Origin of the sequence: Blastococcus jejuensis (genome assembly GCF_039534705.1) — a bacterium.
Classification (GTDB): Bacteria; Actinomycetota; Actinomycetes; order Mycobacteriales; family Geodermatophilaceae; genus Blastococcus_B; species Blastococcus_B jejuensis.
The window spans coordinates 135,063-151,298 of sequence record NZ_BAAAVV010000005.1 but is presented as its reverse complement, the minus strand read 5'-3'; the positions used below and the strand labels follow the sequence as shown (position 1 = coordinate 151,298).

Genomic DNA, 16,236 nt, shown 5'->3' with positions numbered 1-16,236 from the left:
TCGGGGCGTGCGCAGGGGAGCGGCGGTCCTGGGGGCGGTGCTGCTCCTCGCCGCCTGCGGTGGCGACGACCCGCCGGACGATCCGGCCGCCGATCCGCCGTCGTCCTCGTCGTCCGCGACGGCCACGACCGGAACCCCGCCCACCCCGGAGAGCTTCACGCTCGTCGCGACCGGCGACGTGCTCGTCCACCAGGACCGTGCGCTGGCCGCCGGCGCACGGCAGGACGACGGCAGCTATGACTTCTCCGCCGTGCTCGCGCCGGTCGCGCCGATGATCGAGGCCGCCGACCTCGCGATCTGCCACCTCGAGACGCCCGTCGCACCGGCCGGCGGCCCCTACCGCGGCTACCCGAGCTTCGCCGTCCAGCCGGAGATCGTCGACGCGCTGGCCGGAGCCGGCTACGACCAGTGCTCGACCGCCTCCAACCACTCCCTCGACGACGGGTTCGACGGGTTGGTCCGGACCCTGGACGACCTCGACGCCGCGGGCATCGGGCACGCCGGCACCTACCGGACGCAGGCGGACAGCCTCGAACCGCGGATCCTCGACGTCGGCGGCGTCCGGGTCGGGCACGTCGCGGGCACGTTCAGCACCAACGGCGTCCCGCTGCCTGCCGGTGCCGAATGGTCGGTCGACGTCGTCGGTGTGCCCGACGTGACGCCGATGCTCGAGGCCGCCGCCCGCGCCCGTGCCGCAGGTGCCGACGTCGTCGTCGCCAGCCTGCACTGCTGCCTGGAGTACGACGACGAGCCGACGGCTGCCCAGGACGAGGCCGTCCGTGCGCTCCTCGCCTCGCCGGACGTCGACCTCGTGCTCGGCCACCACGCCCACGTCGTGCAGCCGTTCGAGCTGATCGAGGGCGAGTGGGCCGCCTTCGGCCTCGGCAACCACATCGCCGAGCACGCCACCCGGGGCTACGACACCGAGGACTCGGTGCTGGCCCGGTTCACCTTCACCCGGGGCGACGACGGGCGGTTCACGGTGACCGCGGCGGAGGCCGTGCCGCTGCAGATCGTCGTCGGCGAGGGTGCGGTGACCGTGCAGCCGGCCGACGCCGAGACGGCCGCCCGGGTGGCGACGGTGCTCGACGCCCGGGGGGCGGTGGCGACCGGGCTGGGCATCGTCCCCGGCTGAGCGCACCCCTCGCACTAGGCTCGGGGGCCGTTCCACCCACCGATCCCGCGCCGTCCCCAGGAGTACCTCGTGTCCACCCCGCCCTCGCCGACCGCCGTTCTCCCGATCAGGGTGCCGGCCGGGACGACGGCGCAGCAGGCGCTCAAGGACGCCGGGGTGCCGCTCAAGGGTCCCGACGGCGCCGTCGTCGTCCGCGACGTCGCCTCGGGTGACCTCAAGGACCTGGCCTGGACCCCGGATACCGACGCCGAGGTCGAGCCGGTGCCCGCGGCCAGCGCCGAGGGCCGCGCGGTCATCCGTCACTCGACCGCGCACGTGCTGGCGCAGGCGGTCCAGGAGCTGTTCCCGGGCACCCGGCTGGGCATCGGCCCGCCGATCGAGAACGGCTTCTACTACGACTTCGACCCCGAGCGGCCCTTCACCCCCGAGGACCTGGCAGTCCTCGAGAAGAAGATGACCGAGATCGTCCGGGCCGGGCAGAACTTCGCCCGGCGCGAGATCGCCGACGCCGACGCGAAGGCCGAGCTGGCGCACGAGCCGTACAAGCTCGAGCTCATCGGCCTCAAGGGTGGGGCGGAGGACACCGAGGGTGCCTCCGTGGAGGTCGGCGGCGCGCAGCTGACGATGTACGACAACCTGGACCCGCGCACCGGCGAGCTGGTCTGGACCGACCTGTGCCGCGGCCCGCACCTGCCGCGCACCAACAACATCCCGGCGTTCAGCCTCACCCGGTCGGCGGCCGCCTACTGGCGCGGGAGCGAGAAGAACCCGCAGCTGCAGCGCATCTACGGCACGGCGTGGGAGAGCAAGGACGCGCACAAGGCCTACCTGGAGCACCTCGCCGAGGCCGAGCGGCGCGACCACCGGCGGCTCGGGGCCGAGCTGGACCTGTTCAGCTTCCCCGACGAGATCGGCTCCGGCCTGGCGGTGTTCCACCCCAAGGGCGGTGTGATCAAGCGGGAGATGGAGGACTACGTCCGCCGGCGGCACATCGAGGAGGGCTTCGACTACGTCGGCACCCCGCACATCACCAAGGGCGGTCTGTTCGAGACCTCCGGGCACCTGCCGTACTACGAGGACACGATGTTCCCGGGCATGGACCTGGAGAACTCGACGTACTACCTCAAGGCCATGAACTGCCCGATGCACAACCTGATCTTCCAGTCGCGCGGGCGGTCCTACCGCGAGCTGCCGTTGCGCTTCTTCGAGTTCGGCTCGGTCTACCGGTACGAGAAGTCCGGCGTCGTGCACGGCCTCACCCGGGTGCGCGGGCTCACCCAGGACGACTCGCACAGCTACGTCACCCCCGAGCAGGCGCCGGGCGAGGTCCGGCACCTGCTGGCGTTCGTGCTCGGGCTGCTGCGCGACTTCGGCCTGGACGACTACTACCTGGAGCTGTCCACCCGCGGGGAGTCGGACAAGTTCATCGGCTCCGACGAGGAGTGGGCCGTCGCCACGGCGGTGCTCGAGCAGGCGGCGCAGGAGACCGGCCTGGAGCTCGTGCCCGACCCGGGCGGTGCGGCGTTCTACGGCCCGAAGATCTCCGTCCAGGCGCGCGACGCCATCGGGCGCACCTGGCAGATGTCGACCATCCAGTACGACTTCAACCAGCCCGCCCGCTTCGGTCTGGAGTACACCTCCGCCGACGGCGGCCGGCAGCAGCCGGTCATGATCCACTCGGCCAAGTTCGGCTCGCTCGAGCGGTTCTTCGGGGTTCTGACCGAGCACTACGCCGGCGCCTTCCCGGCCTGGCTCGCGCCCGTGCAGGTGGTCGGCATCCCGGTCACCGACGAGCAGGTGCCCTACCTCCGGGACGTCGCGCTGACGCTGAAGGCCCGCGGCATCCGGGTCGAGATCGACGACTCCGACGACCGGATGCAGAAGAAGATCCGCACCGCGAGCAAGCAGAAGGTGCCGTTCGTGCTGATCGCCGGCGCCACCGATGCCGAGGCCGGCGCGGTCTCCTTCCGCTACCGCGACGGGTCGCAGCAGAACGGCGTCCCGGTCGCCGACGCCGTCGAGCAGGTCGCCGCCTGGGTGGCCGGGCGTTCCAACGCCGACCCGACCGCGGAGTCCTCGGGATGACCGACGTGGACGGGCCGGGCAAGCCGTTCGAGCACCTGTGGACCCCGTACCGGATGGCCTACATCCAGGGCGAGGGCAAGCCCACGGGTGCCCACGACTGCCCGTTCTGCGTCATCCCGACGTTGGGCGACGAGGAGGGGCTGATCGTCGCGCGCGGCGACGTCGTGTTCGCCGTCCTCAACCTGTACCCGTACAACGCCGGGCACCTGATGCTGGTCCCGTACCGGCACGTGCCCGACTACACCGACCTGAGCGCCGCGGAGGTCGCCGAGCTCGGGGCGTTCACGCAGACGGCGATGCGGGTGGTGCGCTCGGTCAGCGGGGCGCACGGCTTCAACATCGGCATGAACCAGGGCTCGGTCGCCGGTGCCGGCATCGCCGACCACCTGCACCAGCACGCCGTGCCGCGCTGGGGCGGGGACACCAACTTCATGCCGGTCATCGGGTTGACCCGCGTCCTGCCGCAGGTCCTCGGCGAGACGCGCAAGCTCCTCGCCGAGGCATGGGCGACCGACAGCACGTCCCTGGGGGCCTGATGCTCGGCGTCAACGCCCGGCCCGTCGTCGCGAAGGTCGTCGCCCCGGTGGTGGCCCGGCTGGCGCGGGCCGGGGTCACTGCCGACATGGTCACGGTCGTCGGCTTCCTCGGCGCCGTCGCGGGCGCGGTGCTGCTCATCGCCCGCGGCGAGTTCTTCTGGGGCGTCATGGCCGTCACCGTGTCGGTGCTGCTGGATCTGCTCGACGGTGCCCTCGCGCGGGCCCGGGGCGGTGGTTCGGTCTGGGGCGCGGTGCTCGACTCCACCCTCGACCGGGCGGCCGACGCCTCGGTCTTCGGCGCGCTGATCTGGTGGTTCGCCGGCCCCGGCGACAACCGCTTGCTCGTCCTGCTGGCCCTGCTCTGCCTCGTCCTCGGCCTGCTCACCTCCTACGTCAAGGCCCGGGCCGAGGGCGTCGGGCTCGCCTGCGACGTCGGCATCGTCGAGCGGACCGAGCGGCTGATCATCGTGCTGGTCGGCACCGGGCTGGCCGGCCTCGGCGTCCCGTACGCGGTGCACGTGGCGCTGTGGGTGCTCCTCGTGGGCAGCGCCGTCACCGTCGGGCAGCGGCTCGCCACCGTCCACCGGGCGGCCGCCGGTCGGGCGCTGCCGTGAGCGGCGCCACCGCACGGCTGACCGACCTGGGCTTCGCCGCCGGGTGGCGGGCGGTCCGCATGCTGCCCGAGCCGGCCGCGCGCCGGGTGTTCGACCGGGCCGGCACCTGGGCGGCCGGTCGACGGGGCAAGGGCGTCCGGCAGCTGACGGCGAACCTTCGGGTGGCGACCAAGGAGCGGCTCGGCGAGGCGGAGCTCGACGAGCTCACCGTCCGGGCGATGCGCTCCTACGCCCGGTACTGGCAGGAGGCGTTCCGGCTGCCGTCGATGGACCACCGCCGGATCGTCGAGGAGACCGAGCTGGTCGGCCTCGAGCACCTGGAGCGGGTGCGGAACGAGGGGCGCGGCCTGATCCTCTCCCTGCCGCACAGCGGCAACTGGGACGCCGCCGCCATCTGGTTCATCGACTGGCTGGGCGGGCCGTTCATGACCGTCGCCGAGCGGTTGCAGCCGGAGTCGCTGTACCAGCGGTTCCTCGACTACCGCGAGTCGCTCGGCATGCGCGTCGTCCCGCTGACCGGTGGCGAGCGACCGAGCTCGACGGTGCTGCGCGAGTGGCTCGACGACGGTGGCTCGGCCTGCCTGCTGGTCGACCGCGACTTCGGCCGGGCCGGCGTGCCGGTCACCTTCTTCGACCGGCCCACCACGATGCCCTCGGGGCCGGCGGTGCTGGCCGACCAGACCGGTGCGGCGATCATCCCGTCGACCTGCCAGTTCACCGGGCGCGGCTGGCGCATCGTCTTCCATCCCGAGGTGCCGGTCGCCGGTCCCGGCCGGCTGCGCGACCGGGTCGCCGGGGCGATGCAGGGCGTCGCCGACGGGTTCACCGCCTCGATCGGGGAACAACCCGAGGACTGGCACATGCTCGGCCGCATCTGGGCCGACGTCCCCCCGGATCCCGGACCCCCGTGATGCGCATCGGCCTCGTCTGCCCCTACCAGTGGGACGTCCCCGGCGGCGTCCAGTACCACGTGCGCGACCTGGCCGAGACCCTGCGCGGCATGGGCCACTACGTGCAGGTGCTCACCCCGGCCGAGCACGAGGAGTCCCTGCCCCACGAGTGGGTCACCTTCGCCGGGCGGACCGTGCCGGTCCCGTACAACGGCTCGATGGCCAGCCTTCAGTTCGGCCCGGTGTCCGCCGCCCGCGTGCGACGGTGGCTGCGGGACGGCCACTTCGACGTCGTCCACGTGCACGAGCCGGCGCCGCCGTCGGTGTCGCTGCTGGTCTGCATGATCGCGAAGGGCCCGATCGTGGCGACCTTCCACGCGGCCACCACCCGGTCCAAGTGGCTGGCCGCGTGGGGTCCGGTGGTGCGGCCCTGGCTGGAGCGGATCAGCGGTCGGATCGCGGTGTCCGACTTCGCCCGGCGGGTGCAGGTCGAGCACCTGGGCGGGGACGCGGTGATCATCCCCAACGGCGTGCACGTCGCCGCGTTCGCCCAGGGGCCGTCGCTGCCCGGTTACACGCGCGGTGTCGACGGTCCGACGATCGGCTTCCTCGGTCGCTTCGACGAGCCGCGCAAGGGCCTGCCGGTCCTGCTGGAGGCGATGCGGACGGTCGTGCGGCGCCATCCGGGGGCGCGGCTGCTCATCGCCGGGCGCGGCAACGCCGACGAGGTGCAGGAGCTCATCGGGGAGGACCTGCGCGCGCACGTGGCGCTGCTCGGCGAGATCTCCGAGCCGGACAAGGCGGCGTTCCTCCGCTCCGTCGACATCTACTGCGCGCCGAACCTGCTGGGGGAGTCCTTCGGGGTCATCCTCATCGAGGCCCTCGCCGCCGGTGCGCCGATCGTGGCCAGCGACCTCGACGCGTTCGCGAAGGTGCTCGACGGCGGGGCAGCGGGCGTCCTGGTCCGCCGCGGCGATCCGGGCGCTCTCGCGCGCGCCCTGTGCGACCTGATCGACGACCCCGCCCGGCGCGCGGCGCTCTCCGCTCGCGGCGCCGAGGTGGCCGCCGCCTACGACTGGGACGTGCTCGCTCGCCGCATCCTCGAGGTCTACGAGACGGTGCTGCTCGCCGACGGGGGCGGTGTGCTGCCCGGCGACGACGAGGAGCTGCCGGTGCTGCCCGGGCAGCGGTCCCCGGCCGACGACGGGTCGCGGCCGGGCCGGGGACGACGACCGGCCCGCTAGCCTGATGCCCCGTGACGACCGAGGTCTGGGGGCTGCTGGCCGGCGGGGTGTTCCTCGTCCTGCTGGCATGGACCGCCTGGACCCTCGTCCGGCTGCGGCGGCTGGAGGAACGGGTCGCCCGCGCCTGGACCGCGCTCGACCTCCAGCTGCAGCGCCGGGCCGGTCTCGCCGCCGAGCTGGCCCGCGACCATCCCGACGTCGTCGGGCAGGAGCGGGCGCCCTACCTGGCGGCGTTCGCGGCCGACGCCCGCGCCCCGGGGGACGGTGACCGCGAGACGGCGGAGAACCTCCTCGGCCGGGAGCTGCGCGAGCTCGGGCCGGACGTGCGGAAGCTACCCGCGGCGCTGCGGGAGGACCTCGAGGGCACGGTGACCAGGGTCGGCCTGGCCCGGCGCTTCTACAACGACGCCGTCCGTGACACCCGGGCCCTGCGCCGCGGGCGATACACACGGCTGCTCCGGTTGCACGCCTCCCGCCCCCTGCCTCGGTTCTTCGACATCGACGACCGACCCGGGGCCGTGCCCACCGGCGCGGGCGGGGCCGGGTCGGCCGGCCACCCGCCGCCGTACGATGGGCCTTCCTGAGCCTCCACCCGCCCGACCCACCCGACCCGATCCGAGGCAGCACACCGTGGCAACGCACGAGACCCCCAGCGGCACCCCCTCCGGCACCGGCACCGACCGCGTGAAGCGCGGCATGGCCGAGCAGCTCAAGGGCGGCGTCATCATGGACGTCGTCACCCCCGAGCAGGCGAAGATCGCCGAGGACGCCGGCGCCGTGGCCGTCATGGCCCTCGAGCGGGTCCCCGCCGACATCCGCGCCGAGGGCGGCGTCTCCCGGATGAGCGACCCCGACATGATCGACGGGATCATCGCGGCCGTCTCGATCCCCGTCATGGCCAAGGCCCGCATCGGGCACTTCGTCGAGGCGCAGGTCCTGCAGGCCCTCGGGGTCGACTACATCGACGAGTCCGAGGTGCTCACCCCCGCCGACGAGGCGCACCACATCGCCAAGCACGAGTTCACCGTGCCGTTCGTCTGCGGCGCCACCGACCTCGGCGAGGCGCTGCGCCGCATCTCCGAGGGCGCGGCGATGATCCGGTCCAAGGGCGAGGCCGGCACCGGCAACGTCGTCGAGGCCACCCGGCACATGCGCGCGATCCGCGCCGGCATCAAGCGGCTGGGCACGCTGGACGAGACCGAGCTGTACGTGGCGGCCAAGGAGCTGCGGGCGCCGTACGACCTGGTCGTCGAGGTGGCCCGACTGGGCAAGCTGCCCGTCGTGCTGTTCACCGCCGGCGGCATCGCCACGCCCGCGGACGCGGCGATGATGATGCAGCTCGGCGCCGAGGGCGTCTTCGTGGGCTCGGGCATCTTCAAGTCTGGCGACCCCGCCCAGCGCGCGGCCGCGATCGTGCAGGCCACGACCTTCCACGACGACCCCGACGTCATCGCCAAGGTCTCCCGCGGACTCGGCGAGCCGATGGTCGGCATCAACGTGGCGACGCTCCCCGAGAGCGAGCGCTACGCCACGCGGGGCTGGTGACCGACCGGTTGGGGATGCCCCGCATCGGGGTGCTCGCGCTGCAGGGCGACGTCCGGGAGCACCTGGCGACGCTGCGCACGCTGGGCGCCGAGGCGGTGCCGGTGCGGCGGCCCGAGGAGCTCGCCGCCGTCGACGGGCTGGTGCTGCCGGGTGGCGAGTCGACGACGATCGTCAAGCTGGCCGACCGCTTCGGCCTGCTCGAGCCGCTGCGCGTCGCCGTGCACGGTGGGCTGCCGGTGTACGGCTCGTGCGCGGGCATGATCCTGCTCGCCGACCGCATCCTCGACGCCCCGCCGGACCAGGAGACCATCGGTGGACTCGACGTCACCGTGCGGCGCAACGCCTTCGGCCGGCAGGTCGACTCGTTCGAGTCGGAGCTCGACCTGGCCGGGCTGGAGGGCGGGCCGATGCACGCGGTCTTCATCCGGGCGCCGTGGGTGGAGAAGGCCGGGGCCGAGGTCGAGGTCCTCGGCCGCGTCGTCGGGGGAGCGGCCGACGGTAGGATCGTCGCCGTCCGCCAGGGGAATCTGGTGGCCACGAGCTTCCACCCCGAACTCACCGGGGACCGCCGGGTGCACGCGCTGTTCGTCGACATCGTCCGTGCGCATCTGGCCGAGCAGGCGAGCGCCAGCGAGGAGAACACATGAGCGGCCATTCCAAGTGGGCGACGACCAAGCACAAGAAGGCCGGGATCGACGCCAAGCGCGGCAAGCTCTTCGCCAAGCTGATCAAGAACATCGAGGTCGCGGCGCGCACCGGCGGCGGTGACCCGGCGGGCAATCCGACGCTGTTCGACGCCATCCAGAAGGCGAAGAAGTCCTCGGTGCCCAACGACAACATCGACCGCGCCGTCAAGCGCGGGTCCGGTGCCGAGGCCGGCGGGGTCGACTACCAGGGCATCACCTACGAGGGCTACGCCGCCGGCGGCGTCGCGGTGCTCATCGAGTGCCTCACCGACAACAAGAACCGGTCGGCCATGGAGGTCCGCACGGCGATGACCCGCAACGGCGGATCGATGGCCGACCCGGGCTCGGTGTCCTACCTCTTCTCCCGCAAGGGCGTCGTCGTCGTGCCCCGGGCCGACGGTGCCGACGAGGACTCGGTGCTGATGGCGGTGCTCGACGCAGGCGCCGAGGAGGTCCGCGACCTCGGCGACAGCTTCGAGGTCGTCTGCGAGCCGACCGACCTGGTCGCCGTCCGCACGGCCCTGCAGGACGCCGGCATCGACTACGACTCCGCCGAGGCGGGCTTCGTGCCCAGCGTCACCGTCGAACTCGACGAGGAGGCCGCGGGCAAGGTCTTCCGGCTGATCGACGCGCTCGAGGACTGCGACGACGTGCAGAACGTCTACGCGAACTACGACGTGTCCGACGAGGTTCTCGAACGCGTCGGGTGAATCGCTGACCCAGGGCCACGATGGCCATTTTGGCCCTGGGGTCGGGCGTGTTGCTCCGTGGAGCGTCGGTCGGCGGGGTTAGCCTCGGTCGAACACGCGTTCGGCTGACTGGGGGCAACTCATGCGGGTGCTCGGCATCGACCCGGGCCTCACCCGGTGCGGGTGGGGCGTGGTCGACGGGCGCCCCGGGGCGCGGCCCACGGCGGTGGGCGTCGGCGTCGTCCGCAGCTCCGCGGAGCTCGACCTGGAGCTCCGGCTGCTGGAGCTGCACACGGCGGTCACCGCGCTGCTGCGCGAGCACCGGCCCGACGTCGTCGCGATCGAGCGGGTCTTCACGCAGAACAACAAGGGCACGGCCACCGGGACGGCGCAGGCCGCCGGGGTCGCGGCGCTCGCCGCGGCCCAGGCGGACCGACCGGTCGCCTGGCACACCCCGAGCGAGGTCAAGGCCGCGATCTCGGGCAACGGTCGCGCCGACAAGGAGCAGGTCACGCTGATGGTCACCCGGGTTCTCGGGCTTGCTGCCGCACCGAAACCGGCCGACGCCGCCGACGCGCTGGCGCTGGCCGTCTGCCACGTCTGGCGCGGTCCCGCGCAGCAGCGGCTGCGGGTCGCGGCGCTGGCCGGCGGGATCGGTGCCCCGATGACGACCCGCACGCTGCCCCGGTGGACAGGAGTCGCGAAGTGATAGCGAGCGTGAACGGCCGGGTGGCCGCGGTGTCGCCGGACGGCGCCGTCGTGGAGGTGGGCGGCATCGGGCTGGCCGTGCAGTGCACGCCGGGCACGATCGCCCGCCTGCAGGTGGGCGAGCAGGCACGGCTGGCCACCAGCCTCATCGTGCGCGAGGACTCGCTGACCCTGTACGGCTTCGCCGACGACGACGAGCGCCAGCTGTTCGAGCTGCTGCAGACCGCGAACGGCGTCGGCCCGCGGCTGGCCCAGGCGGTGCTGGCCATCCACCCGCCGCGGGAAGTCCGCCGCGCGGTGGCGATGGCCGACCTCAAGGCGCTCATGCAGGTGCCCGGCATCGGCAAGAAGGGCGCCGAGCGGCTGGTGCTGGAGCTGCGCGACCGGCTCGGCTCGACGTCCTCGGACACCTCTCTCGACGGCCCGGCCGCTCTCGGGCTGCCGTCGGTCACCCCGGTGGCACCGTGGCGCGACCAGCTGTCCTCGGCCCTGGTCGGCCTCGGCTGGAGCGCCAAGGAGGCCGAGTCGGCGGTCGGCCAGCTCGCGCCGGTCGCCGACGAGCAGATCGCGGCCACCGGCTCGGTCGAGGTGGCCGTGCTGCTCCGCCGCGCGCTCCAGCTGCTGGGTAGGGCCTGATGTCCTCTTTCGACCGGCCCCTGACCGGCGAGGTCGACGGAGACCTCGGCCAGGACTGGGCCGTCTCGCCGCAGGCCGGCGACGAGGAGCGGGTCGTCGAGTCGGCGCTGCGCCCGCACTCGCTGCACGACTTCATCGGCCAGCCCAAGGTCGCCCGCCAGCTCGACCTGGTGCTCGAGGGCGCCAAGCGGCGCGGGCGGCCGCCGGACCACGTACTGCTCTCCGGCCCGCCCGGGCTCGGCAAGACCAGTCTCGCGCTGATCATCGGCTCCGAGCTCGGCACCTCGGTGAAGATCACCAGCGGCCCGGCCATCGAGCGCTCGGGCGACCTCGCCGCGATGCTCTCCAACCTCGGGCACGGCGACGTGCTGTTCATCGACGAGATCCACCGGATCGCCCGGCCCGCCGAGGAACTGCTCTACATGGCGATGGAGGACTTCCGGGTCGACGTCGTCGTCGGCAAGGGGCCCGGCGCCACCGCGATCCCCCTGGAGATCAACCCGTTCACCCTGGTCGGGGCCACCACGCGCGCGGGCCTGCTCACCGGGCCGCTGCGCGACCGGTTCGGCTTCGTCGGGCAGATGGAGTTCTACGAGCCGGCCGAGCTGCAGCTCGTCCTCGCCCGCAGCGCTTCGCTGCTGGGAGTCGAGCTGACCGACGACGGGTCCGCGGAGATCGCCGGCCGGTCGCGGGGGACGCCGCGGATCGCCAACCGGCTGCTTCGCCGGGTACGGGACTACGCCGAGGTCGAGGCCGACGGCCGCGTGACCCGCGACGTCGCGCGCGCCGCGCTGGCCCTCTACGACGTCGACGAGCTCGGCCTGGACCGGCTCGACCGCGCCGTCCTGGAGGCACTCGTGGCGCGCTTCGGCGGCGGCCCGGTCGGCGTCTCGACGCTGGCGGTCGCCGTCGGCGAGGAGCCCAACACCGTCGAGGAGGTGTGCGAGCCCTTCCTCGTCCGGGCCGGGCTGCTGGCCCGGACCCCGCGCGGGCGGGTCGCCACCGAGGCGGCCTGGCGGCACCTCGGGCACCCGCTGCCCCGCGGGGGGCTGCCGCTCGGCGGAGGCTCGCTCCCGGCGGCCGACACCTCGCCCGAACCGCTCTTCGAGGCCTGAGACCACCGGCCCGGCCGAGTGTCGGTCTCCGGCGCGGTGGGGGAGTGGGCGCTGTGTCGGCTGGGATGACCGGGGCGTCGTCCGCCCCGGGTGCGTCGTCACATCCGCCGGGGGACGCATAGACTCCGAGCCGCTGGCGCGCAACTCGTCAGGCCGCGGCCGTGCGCGTCCCGCCCGGCCGCTTGCCGCGCGCCACGACCGACGCACCCGAGCGGTCCCGTCCCGGGCCCGCACCGACCGCGGAGCAGCGCACGCGGTAGAGAGGCACACCTGTCGTGGAGCAGTACTTCCCGTTCATCATCCTGGCCCTGGCCGTCCTGCTGCTGTTCGTGCTGCCGGCACGCCAGCGCAAGCGGATGCAGGAGCAGGCGAAGACCCTGCAGGACTCGCTGACCGTGGGCACGCCGGTGATGACGACGAGCGGCCTGCACGGCACGGTCGCCGGCCTGGCCGACAAGACGGTCGACATCGAGATCGCGCCCGGCGTCGTGGTGACGTTCGCGCGGCCGGCGATCCTCGAGATCCGCAAGCCGGCCCAGCCGATCCAGGACGACGCCGAGGGCACGACCGGCGAACGCCCGGCCGACGGCACTGTCTGACCGGGCGGATCCCTGATGGCCAAGCGCTCGCTGCCCGCAGGCCGCTACTTCGGCGCGTTCGTGCTGATCGTGGCGGCCCTGTACGGGTTGATCTTCTTCACCGGCACCGACCGGACCCCGCAGCTCGGACTCGACCTGCGCGGCGGCACCACGGTGACCCTCAACGCCCGCACCCCTGACGGGCAGGCTCCGGCCCAGGAGGACCTCGAGCTGGCTCGCCAGATCATCGAGCAGCGCGTCAACGGGCTGGGCGTCGCCGAGGCCGAGGTCGTCACCGAGGGTGACTCGAACATCATCATCTCGGTCCCGGGGGACAACGGCGAGCAGGCCCGGCAGCTCGGCGCGACCGCCCAGTTGCGGTTCCGCCCGGTGATCACCGGTCCCGAGCCGGCCGCTCCCGCCGAGTCCGCCGGCTCCGAGGCGCCCACGGACCCGGCCACCCCGACCACGCCGACCGAGCCCACCGATTCCGCGACGCCCACGGACCCGGCCGCGCCGACCACGTCGGCCGCGCCCACCTCCGCCGCGCCGTCCGGGAGTGCCGCGGAGGACACCGCCGAGCCCGACCCGGATGCATCGCCGGTCACGCAGGAGGAGGCCACGGCCGAGTACGCCGCGCTGACCTGCGGCACGGAGAGCGTCGCCGGGGAGACCTCGCGGTCGGAGGACTTCGTCGCCGCCTGCAGCGAGGACGGCTCCGTCAAGTACCTGCTCGGCCCGACGATCATCGAAGGCACCGAGATCAGCGACGCCAGTGCGGCCACCGAGCCGACCACCGGCGGCTGGATCGTGCTGCTGGACTTCCGGTCCGGCGGCCGCCAGACGTGGGCCGAGTACACCGCCGCGAACGTCGGCAAGAACGTCGCGTTCACCCTCGACGGCCGGGTCGTCTCCGCCCCGGTCATCAACGGCGCGATCAACGGCCAGACGACGATCACCGGCGACTTCGACCAGGAGTCCGCGACCCAGCTGGCCAACCAGCTCAAGTACGGGGCGCTGCCGCTGACCTTCGAGCAGGCGACCGCGCAGTCGATCTCGACCGAGCTCGGCGCCGAGCAGCTGGAGGCCGGCCTGATCGCGGGCGCCATCGGCATCGCGCTGGTGTTCCTCTACGCGCTGGTGTACTACCGCCTGCTCGGCCTGGTGATGATCGCGAGCCTGCTGCTCTCGGCGGTCGTGGTCTACGCGTGCCTGGTGCTGCTCGGCCGCGAGATCGGCTTCACCCTCAGCCTCGCCGGCATCGCCGGGTTCATCGTCTCGATCGGCATCACCGCGGACTCGTTCGTCGTGTACTTCGAACGGCTCAAGGACGAGATCCGGGAGGGCCGGACGCTGCGGTCGGCCGTGCCGCGGGCCTGGGTCCGCGCCCGCCGCACGATCCTCTCCGCCGACGCCGTCAGCTTCCTGGCCGCGGCGATCCTGTACGTGCTGGCGATCGGGGACGTGAAGGGTTTCGCCTTCACGCTCGGCATGTCGACCGTGCTCGACCTCGTCGTCGTCTTCCTCTTCACCCACCCGCTGATGGCCGTCCTCGCCCGCTTCAAGTCCTTCGGGAGCAGCCGCTTCTCCGGGTTGGGGCGGGTCGAGCACACCCGGCGGCCCGTGACCGCCGGACCGGCAGGCGGCCGCGAGCTCGTGGGCGCCGGCAGCACCGACAGGAGCACCTCATGACCCGCGACGACACCCGCGAGCCGGAGGACGTCGACATCCCGGTCGGCACCGACGCCGACGAACAGCAGGACAGCGACGCCGTCGTCGCCGACGCGGCGGCGTCGGCCGACGAGCAGGCCCTCGAGGACGCCGGCCTGCCGCGCAGCGGGGACACCGCGGTCCGCCGCCCCGAGCGGCGTGCGGGGCTCGGGCACCGCCTCTACAACGGCGAGGCCGGGCTCGACGTCGTCGGCCGGAGCCGCCTGATCTACAAGATCACCGCCGTCGTCGTGCTGCTGTGCATCGCGTCGATGGTGTTCCGCGGCTTCAACTTCGGCATCGACTTCGCCGGCGGCAACAGCTTCCGGCTGCCGGGCGGCAGCGAGCAGCTGTCCGAGGCGCGCACCGCGGCCGAGGACGCCGGCGCCGAGGTGGCCACCGCCCAGGTCGTGGGCGGCGACACGATCCTGCTGCGCACCGGCTCCCTCGACAACGAGGGCGAGCGGGCCGTCATCAACGCCGTCGCCGACGCCGTCGGCATCGCGCCGGACCAGGTGAGCCCCGAGTCGGTGAGCGCCGAGTGGGGCAGCGACATCACCCAGCAGGCGCTGATCGCCCTGGCGGTCTTCCTGGTGGCGGTGGTGCTGTTCCTCGCCGTCCGCTTCCAGCCGAAGATGGCCATCGGGGCGATCGCCGCCCTCGTGCACGACATCGTCGTGACGGCGGGCGTCTACTCGCTGATCGGCTTCGAGGTCAGCCCGTCGACCGTCATCGGCTTCCTGACCATTCTCGGCTTCTCGCTCTACGACACGGTGGTCGTGTTCGACAAGGTCGACGAGAACGTCAAGGACCTGGAGCGCAGCGCCCGCATGACGTGGAGCGAAGCGGCCAACCTGGCGGTCAACCAGACGCTGATGCGCTCGATCAACACCTCGGTGATCGCCCTGCTGCCGGTTGCCGGCCTGCTCTTCGTCGGTGCCGGCCTGCTCGGGGTCGGCACGCTCAAGGACCTCGCGCTCGTGCTGTTCGTGGGCCTCGCCGCCGGCGCCTACTCCTCGATCGTGCTGGCCACCCCGATTGTGGCCGACCTCAAGGAGCGCGAGCCGGACGTCATCGCCCTGCGCAAGCGGGTCATGGCCCGGCGGTCGTCGGCTGCCCGGACGGGCGCGCGCGGTGCCGTCCCGACGGGGCCGGTCGCCAGCGCACGCCGCACGCGTCCCACCCGCTCCGGTGGGGTGGCCGTCGCCGAGCTGCCCGACACGGTCGAGGCCGACGTCGTGGTCGAGTCACCCGCCTCGGTGCGTCCGGACCGGGGGAGCGGGGCCACCGCAGCGCCGCGCCCGGGTGCCCGGCCGCAGCGTCCCGGAGGCAAGGGGCGTCCCTCGGGCAAGAAGCGCCGGTGAGCACCGGGTGGCCGGGGAGCAGTCCTGACGCGCGGTTGGACGGTCCGCTCGACGAGCTGATCGCCGGGCTGGCCGTCGACGTCCCGGACTACCCGGTCCCCGGGGTCGTCTTCCGCGACCTGACGCCGGTCTTCGCCCACGGCCCGGCGTTCCGCCGGATGGTCCTCGGGCTGGCCACGCCGGAGTCCTGCGACCCGCGCGTCGCGGCGGTGGCCGCCGACGAGGGCCGCCCGCCGTTCGACCTCGTCGTCGGGGTGGAGGCGCGCGGCTTCCTGCTGGCCGCGGCCGTCGCCCTGGAGACCGGTGTCGGGGTGATCCCGGTGCGCAAGGCCGGCAAGCTTCCGCGGGCGCGGATCGCCGCCGACTACGCGCTGGAATACGGCACGGCGACGCTGGAGCTGCACGCCGACTCCGTCGCACCGGGCGACCGCGTGCTGGTCGTCGACGACGTGCTGGCCACCGGCGGCACGCTCGAGGCCGCGATCGGCCTCGTCGAGCGGCTCGGCGGCGTCGTCGCGGGCGTCTCGGTGGTCATCGAGCTGGCCGCGCTGGGCGGCCGGCAGCGGATCGCCCCGCACGCGGTGCACGCGCTCTGGACCACCTGACCGAGGGAGAACCGGCCCCGCCGACGGTCCCGGCCCAGGCTGCGCGGCTAGCATGGGGAGGGTCTGACCTCCGCAGCAAGGCAGGAGTCGCCGTGG

Annotated in this window: 17 protein-coding genes; all 17 read left to right on the top strand. The window is 73.3% G+C overall.

The genetic code is table 11. The features are described 5' to 3' along the window. The first annotated feature begins 7 nt into the window (after positions 1-7). The 17 genes from ABD644_RS12235 (at position 8) to ABD644_RS12155 (ending at position 16,140) form a co-directional block, all read left to right on the top strand. Positions 8-1,135: a CapA family protein gene (locus ABD644_RS12235; RefSeq protein ID WP_344689169.1), complete on the top strand. Its 1,128-nt coding sequence runs from the start codon at positions 8-10 to the stop codon at positions 1,133-1,135. A 69-nt stretch (positions 1,136-1,204) separates the two neighbouring features. After that, positions 1,205-3,220 (top strand): threonine--tRNA ligase, encoded by a 2,016-nt coding sequence (thrS, locus tag ABD644_RS12230; RefSeq protein WP_344689168.1) that lies wholly within the window; start codon positions 1,205-1,207, stop codon positions 3,218-3,220. After that, positions 3,217-3,756, top strand: a complete 540-nt coding sequence (locus ABD644_RS12225; RefSeq protein ID WP_344689167.1) for an HIT family protein — start codon at positions 3,217-3,219, stop codon at positions 3,754-3,756. The genes thrS and ABD644_RS12225 overlap by 4 nt, the downstream gene beginning before the upstream one ends. Continuing rightward, positions 3,723-4,370 (top strand): phosphatidylinositol phosphate synthase, encoded by a 648-nt coding sequence (gene pgsA, locus ABD644_RS12220; RefSeq protein WP_344689166.1) that lies wholly within the window; start codon positions 3,723-3,725, stop codon positions 4,368-4,370. The genes ABD644_RS12225 and pgsA overlap by 34 nt, the downstream gene beginning before the upstream one ends. Continuing rightward, a complete protein-coding gene (locus tag ABD644_RS12215; protein ID WP_344689165.1) occupies positions 4,367-5,281 on the top strand; it encodes a phosphatidylinositol mannoside acyltransferase in 915 nt (304 codons plus the stop codon). The genes pgsA and ABD644_RS12215 overlap by 4 nt, the downstream gene beginning before the upstream one ends. Further along, positions 5,281-6,504, top strand: a complete 1,224-nt coding sequence (locus tag ABD644_RS12210; protein ID WP_344689164.1) for a glycosyltransferase family 4 protein — start codon at positions 5,281-5,283, stop codon at positions 6,502-6,504. The genes ABD644_RS12215 and ABD644_RS12210 overlap by 1 nt, the downstream gene beginning before the upstream one ends. An 11-nt stretch (positions 6,505-6,515) precedes the next feature. Beyond that, positions 6,516-7,088 (top strand): LemA family protein, encoded by a 573-nt coding sequence (locus ABD644_RS12205; protein WP_344689163.1) that lies wholly within the window; start codon positions 6,516-6,518, stop codon positions 7,086-7,088. Positions 7,089-7,134: 46 nt separating this feature from the next. Beyond that, positions 7,135-8,049, top strand: a complete 915-nt coding sequence (pdxS, locus tag ABD644_RS12200; RefSeq protein ID WP_344689162.1) for a pyridoxal 5'-phosphate synthase lyase subunit PdxS — start codon at positions 7,135-7,137, stop codon at positions 8,047-8,049. Continuing rightward, on the top strand, positions 8,046-8,696 hold the full coding sequence (gene pdxT, locus ABD644_RS12195) for a pyridoxal 5'-phosphate synthase glutaminase subunit PdxT (RefSeq protein ID WP_344689161.1): 651 nt from the start codon (positions 8,046-8,048) through the stop codon (positions 8,694-8,696). The genes pdxS and pdxT overlap by 4 nt, the downstream gene beginning before the upstream one ends. Beyond that, on the top strand, positions 8,693-9,445 hold the full coding sequence (locus ABD644_RS12190; protein ID WP_344689160.1) for a YebC/PmpR family DNA-binding transcriptional regulator: 753 nt from the start codon (positions 8,693-8,695) through the stop codon (positions 9,443-9,445). The genes pdxT and ABD644_RS12190 overlap by 4 nt, the downstream gene beginning before the upstream one ends. Positions 9,446-9,566: 121 nt before the next feature. Continuing rightward, positions 9,567-10,133 (top strand): crossover junction endodeoxyribonuclease RuvC, encoded by a 567-nt coding sequence (ruvC, locus tag ABD644_RS12185; protein ID WP_344689159.1) that lies wholly within the window; start codon positions 9,567-9,569, stop codon positions 10,131-10,133. Then, a complete protein-coding gene (gene ruvA / locus ABD644_RS12180) occupies positions 10,130-10,768 on the top strand; it encodes a Holliday junction branch migration protein RuvA (RefSeq protein WP_344689158.1) in 639 nt (212 codons plus the stop codon). The genes ruvC and ruvA overlap by 4 nt, the downstream gene beginning before the upstream one ends. Next, positions 10,768-11,883: a Holliday junction branch migration DNA helicase RuvB gene (ruvB, locus tag ABD644_RS12175; RefSeq protein ID WP_344689157.1), complete on the top strand. Its 1,116-nt coding sequence runs from the start codon at positions 10,768-10,770 to the stop codon at positions 11,881-11,883. The genes ruvA and ruvB overlap by 1 nt, the downstream gene beginning before the upstream one ends. 275 nt (positions 11,884-12,158) lie before the next feature. After that, positions 12,159-12,482, top strand: a complete 324-nt coding sequence (gene yajC / locus ABD644_RS12170; protein WP_344689156.1) for a preprotein translocase subunit YajC — start codon at positions 12,159-12,161, stop codon at positions 12,480-12,482. Positions 12,483-12,497: 15 nt separating this feature from the next. Beyond that, positions 12,498-14,153, top strand: coding sequence for a protein translocase subunit SecD (secD, locus tag ABD644_RS12165; RefSeq protein WP_344689155.1), 1,656 nt, complete (start codon positions 12,498-12,500; stop codon positions 14,151-14,153). After that, positions 14,150-15,535: a protein translocase subunit SecF gene (gene secF / locus ABD644_RS12160; RefSeq protein WP_344689154.1), complete on the top strand. Its 1,386-nt coding sequence runs from the start codon at positions 14,150-14,152 to the stop codon at positions 15,533-15,535. Before secD ends, secF begins: the two co-directional genes overlap by 4 nt. Further along, positions 15,532-16,140, top strand: coding sequence for an adenine phosphoribosyltransferase (locus ABD644_RS12155; RefSeq protein WP_344689153.1), 609 nt, complete (start codon positions 15,532-15,534; stop codon positions 16,138-16,140). The genes secF and ABD644_RS12155 overlap by 4 nt, the downstream gene beginning before the upstream one ends. Positions 16,141-16,236: the final 96 nt, after the last annotated feature.

Excerpts from the sequence above, each read along its gene's own strand:
- ruvC (WP_344689159.1), top strand. The coding sequence starts at position 9,567 with ATGCGGGTGCTCGGCATCGACCCGGGCCTCACCCGGTGCGGGTGGGGC.
- secD (WP_344689155.1), top strand. The coding sequence starts at position 12,498 with ATGGCCAAGCGCTCGCTGCCCGCAGGCCGCTACTTCGGCGCGTTCGTG.
- ABD644_RS12225 (WP_344689167.1), top strand. The coding sequence starts at position 3,217 with ATGACCGACGTGGACGGGCCGGGCAAGCCGTTCGAGCACCTGTGGACC.
- ABD644_RS12190 (WP_344689160.1), top strand. The coding sequence starts at position 8,693 with ATGAGCGGCCATTCCAAGTGGGCGACGACCAAGCACAAGAAGGCCGGG.
- secF (WP_344689154.1), top strand. The coding sequence starts at position 14,150 with ATGACCCGCGACGACACCCGCGAGCCGGAGGACGTCGACATCCCGGTC.
- ruvB (WP_344689157.1), top strand. The coding sequence starts at position 10,768 with ATGTCCTCTTTCGACCGGCCCCTGACCGGCGAGGTCGACGGAGACCTC.
- pgsA (WP_344689166.1), top strand. The coding sequence starts at position 3,723 with ATGGGCGACCGACAGCACGTCCCTGGGGGCCTGATGCTCGGCGTCAAC.
- ABD644_RS12210 (WP_344689164.1), top strand. The coding sequence starts at position 5,281 with ATGCGCATCGGCCTCGTCTGCCCCTACCAGTGGGACGTCCCCGGCGGC.